Here is a 13,401-nt window from a genome sequence, read left to right on the forward strand (position 1 = left end):
TCGGGGCGGCCGTGCGGCGTTCACGCCTTCTTCTCTTTCGCGTGGTTGATCGAGTAGCGCGGGATCTCGACCGTCAGGTCCTCTCGCCCAATGATGGCCTGACAGGACAGGCGCGAATCTGCTTCCAAGCCCCAGGCACGGTCCAGCATGTCCTCCTCGTTCTCTTCCATTTCGGAAAGCGATGCAAAACCCTTGCGCACGACCACATGGCAAGTGGTGCAGGCGCAGACCTGATCGCAGGCGTGCTCGATCTCCACGCCGTTGTCCAGCAAGGCTTCACAAATCGAGGTACCGGCCGGTGCGCTGACCTGGCGCCCGTCGGGGCAGTACTCGGGGTGGGGCAGGATGGTGATGGTGGGCATTCAGATTTCCTCGACCGAGCGGCCCGCCAAGGCCTGCTGGATGCTGCGGTTCATGCGCGCAGCAGCGAATCCTTCGGAGGTTTTGGCCAAGGCCTGCACAGCGGCATCGATCTCGGCCGCGGCACCCTGCCCCATCGCACGGCGCAAGACGCCAAGACCGTGGTCCAACGCCGCACGCTCGTCGGCCGACAGCAAATCGCCATCGGCCGCCAGCGCCGCCTCCAGTGCCATGCACATGCGCTCGCCCTCCACCCGTGCCTCGCGCAGCTGGCGTGCCTCGCGGTCGACCTGCGCGCTGGCAAAACCATCACGCAGCATGGCGGCCACTTGCTCATCGCTCAGGCCGTAGCTGGGCTTGACGCTGATGGCCGCCTCCACACCCGAGACCAGCTCGCGCGCCGAAACGGACAGCAGGCCATCGGCATCGACCTGGAAGCTGACCCGGATGCGCGCCGCCCCAGCTGCCATCGGCGGAATGCCGCGCAGCTCGAAGCGGGCGAGCGAACGGCATTCACTGACGAGATCGCGCTCGCCTTGCACCACATGCAGGGCCAGGGCGGTCTGACCGTCCTTGAAGGTGGTGAAGTCCTGCGCCTTGGCCACCGGCAGCGTGGCATTGCGCTCGACGATGCGCTCGACCAGACCGCCCATGGTCTCCAAGCCCAGCGAGAGCGGGATCACGTCCAGCAGCAGCAGTTCACCGTCGGGCGCGTTGCCGGCCAACGCGTTGGCCTGCACGGCCGCGCCCAGCGCCACCACCTCGTCAGGATTCAGATCGGTCAGCACTTCGCGCCCGAACAGCTGGCTGACCCGGGTGCGCACCACGGGCATGCGCGTCGAGCCACCCACCATCACCACGCCCTGCACCTCGTCAGCCACGACATCGGCATCGCGCAAGACCCGGCGCACCACCGACAGCGTGCGATCCACCAGGGGCTTGGTGCAGGCCTCGAACTCGGTGCGCTCGACACGCTGGATCAGGGGGCCGTCGTCCAGTTGGGCGCGCAGCTCCACCGACTCTTCCTCGGAAAGGGCTTCCTTGGCCAAGCGCGCCGCCGCACGCAGGCGCTGGCGGTCGGCGGCACTGCGGGTTGCGCGGCCCTGACGCGCCAACGCCCAGTCGCCCAGCGCCTGGTCAAAGTCGTCGCCACCGAGTTGCGCGTCGCCGCCCGTGGCCACCACCTCAAAGACGCCGCGCGCCAAACGCAGGAGCGAAACATCGAAGGTGCCGCCGCCCAGGTCGTAGACGGCATAGAGGCCTTCGGAGGCATGGTCCAGGCCATAGGCGATGGCCGCCGCGGTGGGCTCATTGATCAGACGCAGCACTTTCAGGCCCGCGAGCTCGGCAGCGTCCTTGGTGGCCTGGCGCTGGGCGTCGTCGAAGTAGGCCGGCACGGTGATGACGGCGCCGTACAGCAGGTCGTCGAAGCTGTCTTCGGCGCGCTGGCGCAGCGTGGCCAGGATCTCCGCCGAGACCTCGACCGGCGACTTGTGACCCTCACGCGTCAGCACGCCCACCATGCCCGGGCCATCTTCCAGCGTGTAGGGCAGCTTGGTCGCCTCCTGCACATCGGCCAGACGGCGCCCCATCAGGCGCTTGACCGACGCAATGGTGTTGGCCGGATCCTCGGCGGCCTGGGCCAGGGCCGCCGCACCGATTTGGCGGCGCCCTTCCCCCAAGTAGTGCACCACCGAGGGCAGGATGACATTGCCCCGCGCATCGGGCAGGCACTCGGGCTGACCGTGGCGCACCGCAGCTACCAAGGAGTGGGTGGTACCCAGGTCGATGCCAACCGCGATGCGCCGTTGATGCGGATCAGGGGACTGGCCGGGTTCGGAAATCTGCAGCAGGGCCATGGATCAGAGAGGAAACAGGGCGTCACGACGACGCTCGATGTCTTGCAGAAAGCGCGCCACGAACATCAGGGAGCGCACGGCTTGGGCGGCACGCTGGGGACTGCCGTCGGCGTCGTCCAGTTCTCGCGCCACGGTGTCGAACAGGCCGTGCTGACGACGCTTGACCTGGGCCTGCAGTTGGTCGATGGCCGATTCTTCGTCAGCTTCATCAAGCGCCTCGCGCCATGCCATCTGTTCACCCAGGAAGGCCATGCACATATGGGTGTTGCTCTCGGCCTGGATGGGGGCGCCGCGCTGCTCGCACAGGTAGGCACCCCGTTGCAGTGGGTCCCGCAACCGACGGTAGGCCTCGTTCACACGCAGCGCCCATTGCATGGCCTGAGCCTGCGCCGCAGCGCCCTGCCCCAGGTGCCGGTCCGGGTGCACCTGCGCGGCCAGGCGTTTCCAGCGCGCATCCAGTTCAGCACGATCGAGCCGGTAGCGGGGCTCCAGGCCGAAGAGCTCGAAGTCGTCGCGGGCAGCAAGTTGCATGGTGGGCGAAAAGAAAAGGCGCGGCCCTCGGGCCGCGCCGCTTCAGACGATGAACGGATCAGACACGGAAGGACTCACCGCAGCCACAGCGGTCCTTCTCCTGCGGGTTGCGGAACTTGAAGCCCTCGTTCAGGCCTTCCCGCACGAAGTCCAGTTCAGTGCCATCCAGGTACGCCAGGCTCTTGGGGTCGATCAGAACCTTGACGCCCTGGTCCTCGAACACCATGTCCTCAGGCGCCACCTCGTCGGCGTACTCGAGCTTGTAGGCCAGCCCGGAGCAGCCGGTGGTCTTGACGCCCAGGCGCACACCCACGCCCTTGCCACGCCGGGCGAGGTATTTGGTGACGTGACGGGCCGCTGCTTCGGTCAGGGTGATGGCCATTTCAAGCTCCGCTGTGCTTGGCGCGGTAATCGGCCACGGCCGCCTTGATGGCGTCCTCTGCCAGGATGGAGCAGTGGATCTTCACCGGCGGCAGCGCCAGTTCCTCGGCAATCTCCGAGTTCTTGATCTGGGTGGCTTCGTCCAGGCTCTTGCCTTTGACCCACTCGGTGACCAGCGAGCTCGAGGCGATGGCCGACCCGCAGCCATAGGTCTTGAAGCGCGCATCCTCGATCAGCCCGGTAGCCGGGTTGACCTTGATCTGCAGCTTCATCACATCCCCGCAGGCTGGTGCCCCCACCATGCCGGTGCCCACCGCTGCATCGCCCTTGTCGAAGCTGCCCACATTGCGCGGGTTCTCGTAGTGGTCGACGACCTTGTCGCTGTATGCCATGTCTGATCTCCTGGTTCAGTGCGCAGTCCATTGGATGGTCGAAAGATCGACGCCATCCTTGAACATCTCCCACAGGGGCGAGAGCTCGCGCAGCTTGGCCACCCGATCCTGCAGCAGGCGGATGGCGGTATCGATGTCTTCTTCGGTGGTGAATCGGCCGATGGTCATGCGCAGGCTGGAATGCGCCAGTTCGTCCGAGCGGCCCAGCGCGCGCAGCACATAGCTGGGCTCCAAACTGGCCGAGGTGCAGGCCGAGCCCGACGACACGGCCAGCTCCTTCACACCCATGATCAAGGACTCCCCTTCGACGTAGTTGAAGGAGATATTGACGTTGTGCGGCACGCGGCGCTCGGTGTCGCCGTTCAGGTAGCTTTCCTCGATGGTGGCGAGGCCCTTCAAGAGACGCTGCTGCAGCATGCGGACGCGCTCCAGCTCCGTGCCCATTTCTTCGCGGGCGATGCGGAAGGCTTCTCCCATGCCGACGATCTGGTGCGTGGGCAGCGTGCCCGAGCGCATGCCGCGTTCATGCCCGCCGCCATGCATCTGCGCCTCCAGACGCACGCGGGGCTTGCGGCGCACATAAAGCGCACCAATGCCCTTCGGGCCATAGCTCTTGTGCGAAGCCAGGCTCATCAGATCGACCGGCAGCGTGCCCAGGTCGATCGGCATCTTGCCCGTCGCCTGTGCGGCGTCGACATGGAAGATCACGCCCCGTTCACGGCACAGATTGCCCAGAGCGGTCATGTCCTGGATCACGCCGATCTCGTTATTGACCGCCATCACGGACGCCAGGATAGTGCCCGGCTTGCTGACGGCCGCCTTGAAGACGTCTAGGTCCAGCAGGCCATTGGGCAAGACATCCAGATAGGTCACCTCGAAGCCGCGTCGTTCCAGTTCGCGGCAGGTGTCCAGCACCGCCTTGTGTTCGGTCTTGACGGTGACGATGTGCTTGCCACGCGACTTGTAGAACTCGGCCGCACCCTTGATGGCCAGATTGTTGGACTCGGTCGCCCCGCTGGTCCAGACGATCTCACGCGGGTCCGCACCGATCAGCGCAGCCACCTGTTCGCGCGCCTTCTCGATGGCCGCCTCGGCTTCCCAACCATAGGCATGACTGCGGGAAGCGGCATTGCCAAAGTGCTCACGCAGCCACGGAATCATGGCGTCAACCACACGCGGGTCCACCGGCGTCGTGGCGCCGTAGTCAAGGTAAATGGGCAGATGAGGGGTCATGGATTCACTTGCTCAGCGCGGTGCCGAGGTCGAAAACGGAATTCGGAGCGGTGACGCGGATGGGTTTGGCAACGGGCGAAGGAGAGAAGGCGCGCTTGAGCGAGCTGATCTGCGGCTCGTCCACCACCACTCCCTTGGCGCGCTGCTCCTCGACGATCTGCTTGAGGCTGACCGAGCGCAGGTAATCCAGCATGCGCTCGTTCAGGCGGGTCCACAGGTCGTGGGTCAGGCACGCCCCCGTGTCGTGGCCCATGCAATTTTCCTTGCCACCGCAGCCGGTGGCATCCAGAGCCTCGTCCACGGCCAGGATGACGTCGGCCACGGTGATGGAGGCGCTGGAGCGGCCCAGCTTGTAGCCGCCGCCGGGGCCACGCGTGCTTTCCACCAGTTCAGCCCGGCGCAACTTGCCGAACAGCTGCTCGAGGTAAGAGAGGGAAATCTGCTGCCGTTGGGCGATGGCAGCCAGAGCGACGGGGCCGCTGTGCTCGCGCAGCGCCAGATCGACCATGGCGGTCACGGCGAATCGGCCCTTGGTGGTGAGGCGCATCCTGCTCTCCTGAACCCCGAATACCTGAGCAAAACAGTTGCGATCAGGACTAACCCGAGGTAATTGCCGAGCATTTTAGTCGTCTATTTCGGAGCCGGCCTTCGAATGGGGCTATCAGCCCGATAGCCCCGCATCATGCTTGCTGGCGCCCAGCAGCTGTTCGCGCAGCAGCGCCAACTGGTCGCGCAGGCGCGCCGCCTGCTCGAACTCCAGATTGCGGGCGTGCTCGTACATCTGCTTTTCGAGCTGCTGTATGCGACGCCCCACTTCCTTCTCGCTGAGTCCCTCGACATTCGGCAAGTCGGGCGCCACCAGCTCCTTGCCCTTGTCGGACACCACACCATCGATCAGGTCGCGCACCCGTTTGGCCACCCCACGCGGGGTGATGCCATGTTCGGCGTTGTGCGCCAACTGCTTGATGCGCCGCCGCTCGGTCTCACCGATGGCACGCCGCATCGAATCCGTGACCCGATCGGCGTACAGGATGGCCATGCCATTGAGGTGGCGCGCGGCCCGGCCGATCGTCTGGATCAGGCTGCGCTCGCTGCGCAGGAAGCCTTCCTTGTCGGCATCCAGGATCGCCACCAGGCTCACCTCCGGGATGTCCAAGCCTTCGCGCAGCAGGTTAATGCCGACCAGCACATCGAACATGCCCAGACGCAGGTCCCGAATGATCTCGACCCGCTCGACGGTGTCGACATCCGAATGCAGGTAGCGCACCTTGACGCCGTTCTCACCGAGGTAGTCGGTCAACTGCTCGGCCATGCGCTTGGTCAGCACGGTGATGAGCACACGCTCCTGCGCCTCGACACGCAAGCGGATCTCACCCAGCACATCGTCCACTTGGTGGGTGGCCGGCCGCACGCTGACGACCGGGTCAACCAACCCGGTCGGGCGCACCACTTGCTCCACCACCTGGCCAGCCTGGCGCTTTTCGTAATCGGCCGGCGTGGCCGAAACGAAGACGGCCTGCCGCATTTTTCGTTCAAATTCTTCGAACTTGAGCGGACGGTTGTCGAGTGCCGATGGCAGGCGAAAGCCGTACTCAACCAGGGTGGTCTTGCGCGCCCGGTCGCCGTTGTACATGCCGCCGAACTGACCGATCAGCACATGGCTCTCGTCCAGGAACATCAGGGCGTCGGGCGGCAGGTAGTCCACCAGCGTCGGCGGCGCCTCGCCCGGCGCGGCGCCACTCAGATGGCGTGTGTAGTTCTCGATGCCCTTGCAGTGCCCCACTTCCTGCAGCATCTCGATGTCGAAGCGCGTGCGTTGCTCCAGCCGCTGGGCCTCCACCAGCTTGCCGTCCTTCAGGAACTCGCCCACGCGCTGGCGCAGCTCTTCCTTGATGGTGTCGATCGCCGCCAGCACACGCTCGCGCGGCGTGACGTAATGGCTGCTGGGATACACCGTGAAGCGCGCCAGCTTCTGGCGGATCTGCCCGGTCAGGGGGTCGAACAGGCTCATCGACTCCACCTCGTCGTCGAACAGCTCGATGCGCAGCGCCAGCTCCGAGTGTTCGGCCGGGAAGACATCCACCGTGTCGCCGCGCACGCGGAAGTGCCCGCGCGTGAACTCCAGCTCGTTGCGCTGGTACTGCATGCGCACCAACTGGGCAATCAACTCGCGCTGCCCGATCGTGTCGCCCACGCGCAAGGTCAGCACCATCTGGTGGTAGTCGCTCGGGTTGCCGATGCCGTAAATGGCCGACACCGAGGCCACGATCACCACGTCACGGCGCTCCAGCAGGCTCTTCGTGCAGGAAAGCCGCAACTGCTCGATCTGCTCATTGATCGCGCTGTCCTTCTCGATGAACAGATCGCGCTGCGGCACATAGGCCTCGGGCTGGTAGTAGTCGTAATAGCTGACGAAGTACTCGACCGCGTTCTTGGGAAAGAAGTCGCGAAACTCGCTGTAAAGCTGGGCCGCCAGGGTCTTGTTGGGCGCGAACACGATGGCCGGCCGCCCCAGCCGGGCGATCACATTGGCCATCGTGAAGGTCTTGCCGGAACCCGTGACGCCCAGCAAGGTCTGGTACGCCAGGCCGTCTTTGACGCCTTCCACCAACTGGGCGATCGCCGTGGGCTGGTCGCCGGCCGGCGGAAAGGGCTGGAAGAGTTGGAAAGGCGAGCCCTCAAAACTGACAAACTCGCCCGGTAGCACCTCAGGCGCTTGGGTTGTTTGCGGAGCGGGAGCCTCGGCTTGCGGCATGAACGGACAATGACGACAGAAAACCTGTCAGCCTAGCGCAGCCCTCCTCGGTTTGATCAATTCGATCAAAATCATTCATGCTGCAGCGCAGCATTTCAGGCAAGATGCAAGCATCTGTTTCCGGAGCTAGCCCCCATGCTTTATCAGCTTTATGAAGCGCAGCGCGCCCTGCTGAGCCCCTTTGCCGAGTTCGCCTCGGCGGCCGGGCAGCTCTACAGCCACCCGATGTCCCCGTTTGCCCACGGCCCGCTGGCCCCGCGCGTGGCAGCCAGCCTGGACCTGATGCACCGGCTTGCCAAGGCGTACGAAAAGCCGCCCTTCGGCATCGACCGCGTGGATGTCGATGGCATCAGCGTGGCGGTGCAGGAGCAGGTCGTCATCGAAAAGGATTTCTGCCGCCTGCTGCGCTTCAAGCGATTCACCGACGACGGTGAACAGCTGGCGCGCATGAAGGACCAGCCCACCGTGCTGGTGGTCGCACCGCTGTCGGGCCACCACGCCACCCTGCTGCGCGACACCGTGCGTCAGCTGCTGCGCGAGCACAAGGTCTTCATCACCGACTGGACCGACGCCCGCATGGTGCCCATCGACAAGGGTGCCTTCCATTTGGATGACTACGTCGACTATGTGCGTGAGTTCATCCGCCACATTGGCGCCCACGTGCATGTGATCTCCGTCTGCCAACCGACCGTGCCGGTGCTGGCGGCGGTGTCCCTGCAGGCCACCGACAAGGACGTCGTGCCGCGCTCGCTGACCATGATGGGCGGCCCGATCGACGCCAGGAAGAGCCCCACGGCGGTGAACAACCTGGCGATGAACAAGAGCTATTCCTGGTTCGAGAACAACGTCATCTACCGCGTGCCGACCAATTTCCCCGGCGCCGGCCGCCTGGTCTACCCGGGCTTCCTGCAGCACACCGGCTTCATCGCCATGAACCCGGGGCGGCATCTCAGCAGCCACTACGACTACTTCCTCGACCTGGTGCGCGGCGACGAGGAATCGGCTGACTCCCACCGCGACTTCTACGACGAGTACAACGCCGTGCTGGATCTGCCGGCCGAGTACTACCTGGACACCATCAAGACCGTGTTCCAGGACTTCGCTCTGGTCAATGGCACCTGGGACGTGCGCGGCCAGCGCGTGCGCCCGCAGGACATCCGTGGCTGCGGCCTGCTGACGGTTGAGGGCGAGCTGGATGACATCTCCGGCGCCGGCCAGACGCGCGCGGCGCACGAGCTGTGCACCGGCATTCCCAAGGAACATCAGCAGCACTTCGACGTCAAGGGAGCCGGTCATTACGGCATCTTCTCGGGGCGGCGCTGGCGCGAGCTGGCCTATCCGGTGATCCGCGACTTCATCCTTGCCCACGACCGCCGCCAACGCGACGAGCCGGTCAAACGGCAGCGCCGCAAGGCATGAGCCTGGCCGAGCTGGTCGACCGGCTGGACGCAGCGCTGCCGCAGACGCAGTGCACGCGCTGCGGCTACCCGGATTGCCGCCGCTATGCCCAGGCGATCGCGGAGGAAGGGGCCGCCATCAACCGCTGCCCACCTGGCGGTCAGGAAGGGGTGCGCCGACTCAGCCGACTGACGCAGCGGCCCGAGCTGCCGCTAGATGCGGCATGCGGGATCGAGGCCGAGCGGGCGCTGGCCGTCATCGACGAAGACTGGTGCATCGGCTGCACGCTGTGCATCAAGGCCTGCCCCGTCGATGCCATCCTGGGAGCTGCCAAGCAAATGCACACCGTGCTGGCCGAGGCCTGCAACGGCTGCGAACTGTGCGTGCCCGTATGCCCGGTGGACTGCATCCGCATGGATTCGGTGACACCGGGCCGCATGGCCTGGCAGGCCTGGACAGCCGAGCAAGCGCACGACTCGCGGCTGCGCTACCGGCATCACCAGCAGCGCCAGGCCGAGGCCCAACGCCGGCAGGCCGAGCGCCTGGCCGACAAGGCCGAAGCCAAGCTGCAGGATCTGGCCGGTGCGCTCAAGGCCCCGAGCGAGGCCGAGCGCAAGCGCGCCGTGGTGGAAGCGGCGCTGGCCAAAGCCCGCGCGCGCGCCGCTCGCACGCCATGACGATGAAGCCAGCAGCCATCGGGGCCTTCTTCGCCACGCTGCAGGCGGCCAACCCGCACCCGGAAACCGAGCTGGTGTATGCCAGCACTTTCGAATTGCTCGTGGCCGTGTTGCTGTCGGCCCAGGCCACGGATGTCGGGGTCAATAAGGCGACGCGCCGACTGTTCGCCCTGGCACCGACGCCGCAGCGCATGCTGGACCTGGGCGAGGCCGGGTTGGTGGACTGCATCAAGACGATTGGCCTGTTCCGCAGCAAGGCCCGGCACCTGATGCAGACCTGCCGCATCCTGGTCGACCAGCATGGCGGCCGCGTGCCGCAGGAGCGGGCAAGCCTGGAAGCCCTGCCCGGCGTGGGCCGCAAGACTGCCAACGTGGTGCTCAACGTCGCCTTTGGCGAGCCCACGATGGCGGTGGACACCCACATCTTTCGCGTCAGCAACCGCACCGGGCTGGCGCCCGGCAAGAACCCGCTGGAAGTCGAGCAGGGCCTGCTGAAGCGCATTCCGGCGCCCTACCGGCTGCACGCCCACCATTGGCTGATCCTGCACGGCCGCTATGTCTGCCAGGCGCGCCGACCGCTGTGCGATCAATGCCAGGTACGTGCGCACTGCGACCTCGGCCGCGACGCCTAAAATCGCCGGCTTTCCTTCGCTGTCTGCTGCCATGGCCCAGCTCCCCGAATTGCTTGATCGCGTTGAGCGCCTGTTGGTGCGTCACGACGAGCTGGCCCGTACCAATGCCTTGCTGATGGATCAGCTGAAGACCTTGAGCGAAGAACGCGACAGCCTGCGCTCGCGCTTGGCGGCCGCGCGCCAGCGCATCGATGTGCTGCTGCAGCGGCTCCCGGTTGAAGGCGAAGGGCCCCTGGCATGAAGCAGATCGAAGTCAACATCATGGGACAGAGCTATCTGCTGTCCTGCCCGGAAGGCGGCGAAGCCGCGCTGCAGCGTGCCGTGGCCCAGGTCGACGAGGAGATGTGCGCCATTCGCGACGCCGGCAAGATCCGCGCGCGCGAGCGCATCGCCGTGCTGGCCGCACTGAACCTGGCCTACCAACTGGCGCAGACGCCCCGGGCTGCCGCCCCCAGCGCCAATGCCGGCGCCACCGGTGACGTGGAATTGGGTGATTTGCTGCAGCGGCTGGACCGAGCGCTGGCCTCCGACGGCAATCTGCTCTGACACAATCACCCCCGTCCATTGCGTTCGCGCGGGTTTTTATTTCCTTGAACCGATGCTCTCGCGAGCAAGGGCTTGGAACATGCCCGGCGGGCGTGATCGTCTCGCGTCAGATGAACCCGAAGCCCGGCTGACCTCGCCCACCTGTACCCCTAGGGTTCAGGAATGCGGCCCGCGGTGCGCGATGGACACCACGAACTCCGCCCACCCCCGAAGCGCCTGCGGCGCCTCCCCCTCAAGGGGGCGCCACCAGTGGCCTGGCGAAGCCAGTTCCACGGTGGCCCCAGGTCAATGAGTATTTCGACCATGCAGACTTGGTTGATGAAGTCGGAGCCTGAAGAGGCGTCCATCGACGATCTGCAGCGGCTGGGCCGGCTGCCCTGGACCGGGGTGCGCAATTACCAGGCGCGCAACTTCATGCGCGATGCCTTCCAACTGGGCGACCGCGTGCTTTTCTATCACTCCTCCTGCGCCGAGCCCGGCATTGCAGGTCTGGCGCGGTTGGCCTCGGCGGCGTACCCGGATCCAACCCAGTTCGATCCCGCCAGCCCGTACCACGACCCGAAGTCCAAGCCCGAGGCACCTCGATGGCTGCTGGTGGACGTCTCGTTCGACCGCAAGACGCGCCTGCTGAGCTTGAAAGAGCTGCGCGAACGGCCGGAGCTGGCGAGCCTTCAGGTGCTGCAAAAGGGCAGCCGGCTCTCGATCACGCCCGTGACCGACGCCGAGTGGCGCCTGCTAGAGCCCTTGCTGGCATGAGCATCGAGCTCCTGCTCGGCCTGGCCCTGCTGGGCACGCTGACGGGCTTCCTGGCCGGCTTGCTGGGCATCGGCGGGGGCATGGTGCTCGTGCCGGCGCTGAGCGCCCTGCTGCAATGGCAAGGCGTGGCGACGCCGCTGACGGTCAAGATGGCCATTGCCACGGCGATGGCTTGCATCACGGGTACTTCGCTATCGAGCCTGCGTGCCCACCATCGCCGCGGTGCCGTGCGCTGGCCGGTGGTCGCCAGCTTGGCCCCAGGCGTGCTGTTGGGTGGGCTGCTGTCAGGCGCAGCGTTGTTCGGCCTGCTGCGCGGTCAGTGGTTGGCGGCCTTGTTCAGCGGCTTTGTGCTGCTGTCCGCCTGGCAGATGTGGAGCGGCGCCCAGGCGCCCGCCGAACGCAGCCTGCCGCCGCGGGCCGGTCTGCTGGGTGTCGGGCTGGTGATCGGTCTGCTCTCGGGCCTGGTGGGCGCCGGGGGCGGCTTTCTCACCGTGCCCTTCCTGAGCTGGTGTGCCGTGCCCATCCATCAGGCCGTGGCCAGCAGCGCGGCGCTGGGCTTCCCCATTGCACTGGCCAGCACCTTGGGCTACGTCTGGGGCGGCTGGTCGCTGGAGCCTGCTGTGTCCGGCGCCGTCGGCTACCTCTACCTGCCCGCCCTGGCGGTGCTGCTGCCCTGCACCATGCTGACCGCACCCTTGGGCGCACGCGCCGCGCACGCCTTGCCGGTGAAAAAACTCAAGCGCGGCTTTGCCCTGCTGTTGCTGGTGCTGGCCGCCGACATGGCGCGCCGCAGCCTGAGCGGCTGAGGCGCGCTGCGTCGCTCAAGCGCCGAAGGGAATGGCGGCCAGGACGATTTGATTGCCGCCCCGGCGCTGCGCCTGGGCCAGCGCCTCCTGGCTGGCGCCGAGCAAGGCCCCATGGTCGGCCGCGGTATGGGGGAAGCTGGCGATGCCCATCGACACCGAGAGCCCCAGATCCTGGCCGTTCAGGGCGACGATCTGCTGGTTGCACTGGCGGCGCAGTTGCTCCATGCGCGCATGCGCCGTGGCCAGGCCCACGCCGGAAAGCAGCACGGCAAAGTACGGATCTCCAATGCGGCAGGCCGCGTCCATCGCCCGGGTGTTGCTGCGCAGCAGGCGTCCGATCGCCTCGATCAAACGCTGGCGCGCGGGCGCGTGCTCGTCGCCCATCAAGGCGCTGGGCAGGTCCAGCGCGATCAGCACCAACGCGAACTCGCGGTGTTCGCGGGTCGAAAGGTCCATCTCGCGCTGCAGCAGCTCATCGAAGGGGCCACGCTGCTGCAGGCCGGTGGTTTCGTCGCGCCCGCTACCGGCCTGGGCCTGGCGGCGCAGGTTCTCGATCTCGGTCTGGTGCTGCTCGATCTGCGCCAGCGCGCGCTGCAGGTGCATTTCGCGCTGCCGCTCCTGCGTGCGCTCCAGCCAGGCAGCCATCACGTGCTGCGGGCCCAGCGGGGCGCGCACCAGGGTGAATTCGCGCCGCCGCCCACTCAGCTCCAGGCGGTGCTCGCTGACGGAGACGCTGCGGCTTTGCAGCACCTGCAGCTCGACTCGCCGCATCGCCGCGGCCTCGTCAGGGCGCATCAGGTCACCGTCGCTGGAGCCCACCAGGCTGGATTCACTGCGCTCGAACAGGCGATCCAGTCCTTCGGACGCCTGCACATAGCGGCCCTGCGCAATCGACTTGACCGACAGCATCGCCCCCAGGGTTTCAAACATCTGCCAAAAAGTGCTGGCGGTGGCATCGGCCCCCAGCTCCTGGTACCAGGTGCCGGGGTTGGGAGACGGTTCGGGCGCTGCGCTCATCGATCACCTGCAGTTCGTTGGGGTTCTCGCTCACCCACCTGCCCGCGGTGGCAAGGTG

Annotated in this window: 16 protein-coding genes and 1 other RNA gene; 8 read left to right on the forward strand and 9 right to left on the reverse strand. The window is 66.3% G+C overall.

Going from position 1 to position 13,401, the window contains the following annotated elements:
- Nucleotides 1–20 precede the first annotated feature (20 nt).
- The 8 genes from fdx to uvrB all read right to left on the reverse strand — a co-directional run bounded on the left by fdx (nt 21) and on the right by uvrB (nt 7,511).
- Complete coding sequence (gene fdx / locus I7X39_RS02310; protein WP_198109327.1) at nt 21–362, reverse strand: ISC system 2Fe-2S type ferredoxin; 342 nt, start codon at nt 360–362, stop codon at nt 21–23.
- Complete coding sequence (hscA, locus tag I7X39_RS02315) at nt 363–2,219, reverse strand: Fe-S protein assembly chaperone HscA (RefSeq protein WP_198109328.1); 1,857 nt, start codon at nt 2,217–2,219, stop codon at nt 363–365.
- Nucleotides 2,220–2,222: 3 nt separating this feature from the next.
- Nucleotides 2,223–2,750 (reverse strand): Fe-S protein assembly co-chaperone HscB, encoded by a 528-nt coding sequence (gene hscB / locus I7X39_RS02320; protein ID WP_198109329.1) that lies wholly within the window; start codon nt 2,748–2,750, stop codon nt 2,223–2,225.
- A gap of 58 nt (nt 2,751–2,808) precedes the next feature.
- Nucleotides 2,809–3,132 carry an iron-sulfur cluster assembly protein IscA gene (gene iscA, locus I7X39_RS02325; RefSeq protein ID WP_198109330.1) on the reverse strand — a complete coding sequence of 108 codons (324 nt, stop codon included), beginning with the start codon at nt 3,130–3,132 and terminating at the stop codon, nt 2,809–2,811.
- Between the two features lies 1 nt (nt 3,133).
- Complete coding sequence (gene iscU, locus I7X39_RS02330; RefSeq protein WP_198109331.1) at nt 3,134–3,523, reverse strand: Fe-S cluster assembly scaffold IscU; 390 nt, start codon at nt 3,521–3,523, stop codon at nt 3,134–3,136.
- Nucleotides 3,524–3,538: 15 nt separating this feature from the next.
- Nucleotides 3,539–4,756 (reverse strand): IscS subfamily cysteine desulfurase, encoded by a 1,218-nt coding sequence (locus tag I7X39_RS02335; RefSeq protein ID WP_198109332.1) that lies wholly within the window; start codon nt 4,754–4,756, stop codon nt 3,539–3,541.
- Nucleotides 4,757–4,760: 4 nt separating this feature from the next.
- Nucleotides 4,761–5,303, reverse strand: a complete 543-nt coding sequence (locus tag I7X39_RS02340) for an Rrf2 family transcriptional regulator (protein WP_198109333.1) — start codon at nt 5,301–5,303, stop codon at nt 4,761–4,763.
- 114 nt (nt 5,304–5,417) lie between these two features.
- Nucleotides 5,418–7,511 (reverse strand): excinuclease ABC subunit UvrB, encoded by a 2,094-nt coding sequence (gene uvrB / locus I7X39_RS02345; RefSeq protein WP_198109334.1) that lies wholly within the window; start codon nt 7,509–7,511, stop codon nt 5,418–5,420.
- Nucleotides 7,512–7,646: 135 nt separating this feature from the next.
- On the opposite strand from uvrB, the gene I7X39_RS02350 reads away from it, so the two are divergent.
- The 8 genes from I7X39_RS02350 (at nt 7,647) to I7X39_RS02380 (ending at nt 12,326) form a co-directional block, all read left to right on the forward strand.
- Nucleotides 7,647–8,930 (forward strand): polyhydroxyalkanoate depolymerase, encoded by a 1,284-nt coding sequence (locus I7X39_RS02350; protein WP_198109335.1) that lies wholly within the window; start codon nt 7,647–7,649, stop codon nt 8,928–8,930.
- Complete coding sequence (gene rsxB, locus I7X39_RS02355) at nt 8,927–9,586, forward strand: electron transport complex subunit RsxB (protein ID WP_198109336.1); 660 nt, start codon at nt 8,927–8,929, stop codon at nt 9,584–9,586. Before I7X39_RS02350 ends, rsxB begins: the two co-directional genes overlap by 4 nt.
- A gap of 2 nt (nt 9,587–9,588) precedes the next feature.
- Complete coding sequence (gene nth, locus I7X39_RS02360; protein ID WP_198109412.1) at nt 9,589–10,218, forward strand: endonuclease III; 630 nt, start codon at nt 9,589–9,591, stop codon at nt 10,216–10,218.
- Nucleotides 10,219–10,249: 31 nt separating this feature from the next.
- Complete coding sequence (locus I7X39_RS02365; protein ID WP_198109337.1) at nt 10,250–10,459, forward strand: DUF904 domain-containing protein; 210 nt, start codon at nt 10,250–10,252, stop codon at nt 10,457–10,459.
- Nucleotides 10,456–10,764: a cell division protein ZapA gene (locus I7X39_RS02370; RefSeq protein ID WP_198109338.1), complete on the forward strand. Its 309-nt coding sequence runs from the start codon at nt 10,456–10,458 to the stop codon at nt 10,762–10,764. The genes I7X39_RS02365 and I7X39_RS02370 overlap by 4 nt, the downstream gene beginning before the upstream one ends.
- Before the next feature lie 12 nt (nt 10,765–10,776).
- Nucleotides 10,777–10,953, forward strand: a non-coding RNA gene (ssrS, locus tag I7X39_RS23860) — 6S RNA.
- 114 nt (nt 10,954–11,067) lie between these two features.
- A complete protein-coding gene (locus I7X39_RS02375; RefSeq protein ID WP_198109339.1) occupies nt 11,068–11,520 on the forward strand; it encodes an EVE domain-containing protein in 453 nt (150 codons plus the stop codon).
- Nucleotides 11,517–12,326: a sulfite exporter TauE/SafE family protein gene (locus I7X39_RS02380; RefSeq protein ID WP_198109340.1), complete on the forward strand. Its 810-nt coding sequence runs from the start codon at nt 11,517–11,519 to the stop codon at nt 12,324–12,326. The genes I7X39_RS02375 and I7X39_RS02380 overlap by 4 nt, the downstream gene beginning before the upstream one ends.
- Nucleotides 12,327–12,341: 15 nt before the next feature.
- Here I7X39_RS02380 and I7X39_RS02385 read toward each other — a convergent pair whose 3' ends face one another.
- On the reverse strand, nt 12,342–13,343 hold the full coding sequence (locus tag I7X39_RS02385) for a GGDEF domain-containing protein (protein ID WP_198109341.1): 1,002 nt from the start codon (nt 13,341–13,343) through the stop codon (nt 12,342–12,344).
- Nucleotides 13,344–13,401: the final 58 nt, after the last annotated feature.

Origin of the sequence: Inhella proteolytica (assembly GCF_016093275.1) — a bacterium.
In the GTDB taxonomy this organism is placed as follows: Bacteria; Pseudomonadota; Gammaproteobacteria; order Burkholderiales; family Burkholderiaceae_C; genus Inhella; species Inhella proteolytica.

Bases quoted from the DNA above. Each gene is read 5' to 3' on its own strand.
- fdx (WP_198109327.1), bottom strand. From the start codon at position 362: ATGCCCACCATCACCATCCTGCCCCACCCCGAGTACTGCCCCGACGGG.
- hscA (WP_198109328.1), bottom strand. From the start codon at position 2,219: ATGGCCCTGCTGCAGATTTCCGAACCCGGCCAGTCCCCTGATCCGCAT.
- hscB (WP_198109329.1), bottom strand. From the start codon at position 2,750: ATGCAACTTGCTGCCCGCGACGACTTCGAGCTCTTCGGCCTGGAGCCC.
- iscA (WP_198109330.1), bottom strand. From the start codon at position 3,132: ATGGCCATCACCCTGACCGAAGCAGCGGCCCGTCACGTCACCAAATAC.
- iscU (WP_198109331.1), bottom strand. From the start codon at position 3,523: ATGGCATACAGCGACAAGGTCGTCGACCACTACGAGAACCCGCGCAAT.
- I7X39_RS02335 (WP_198109332.1), bottom strand. From the start codon at position 4,756: ATGACCCCTCATCTGCCCATTTACCTTGACTACGGCGCCACGACGCCG.
- I7X39_RS02340 (WP_198109333.1), bottom strand. From the start codon at position 5,303: ATGCGCCTCACCACCAAGGGCCGATTCGCCGTGACCGCCATGGTCGAT.
- uvrB (WP_198109334.1), bottom strand. From the start codon at position 7,511: ATGCCGCAAGCCGAGGCTCCCGCTCCGCAAACAACCCAAGCGCCTGAG.
- I7X39_RS02350 (WP_198109335.1), top strand. From the start codon at position 7,647: ATGCTTTATCAGCTTTATGAAGCGCAGCGCGCCCTGCTGAGCCCCTTT.
- rsxB (WP_198109336.1), top strand. From the start codon at position 8,927: ATGAGCCTGGCCGAGCTGGTCGACCGGCTGGACGCAGCGCTGCCGCAG.
- nth (WP_198109412.1), top strand. From the start codon at position 9,589: ATGAAGCCAGCAGCCATCGGGGCCTTCTTCGCCACGCTGCAGGCGGCC.
- I7X39_RS02365 (WP_198109337.1), top strand. From the start codon at position 10,250: ATGGCCCAGCTCCCCGAATTGCTTGATCGCGTTGAGCGCCTGTTGGTG.
- I7X39_RS02370 (WP_198109338.1), top strand. From the start codon at position 10,456: ATGAAGCAGATCGAAGTCAACATCATGGGACAGAGCTATCTGCTGTCC.
- I7X39_RS02375 (WP_198109339.1), top strand. From the start codon at position 11,068: ATGCAGACTTGGTTGATGAAGTCGGAGCCTGAAGAGGCGTCCATCGAC.
- I7X39_RS02380 (WP_198109340.1), top strand. From the start codon at position 11,517: ATGAGCATCGAGCTCCTGCTCGGCCTGGCCCTGCTGGGCACGCTGACG.
- I7X39_RS02385 (WP_198109341.1), bottom strand. From the start codon at position 13,343: ATGAGCGCAGCGCCCGAACCGTCTCCCAACCCCGGCACCTGGTACCAG.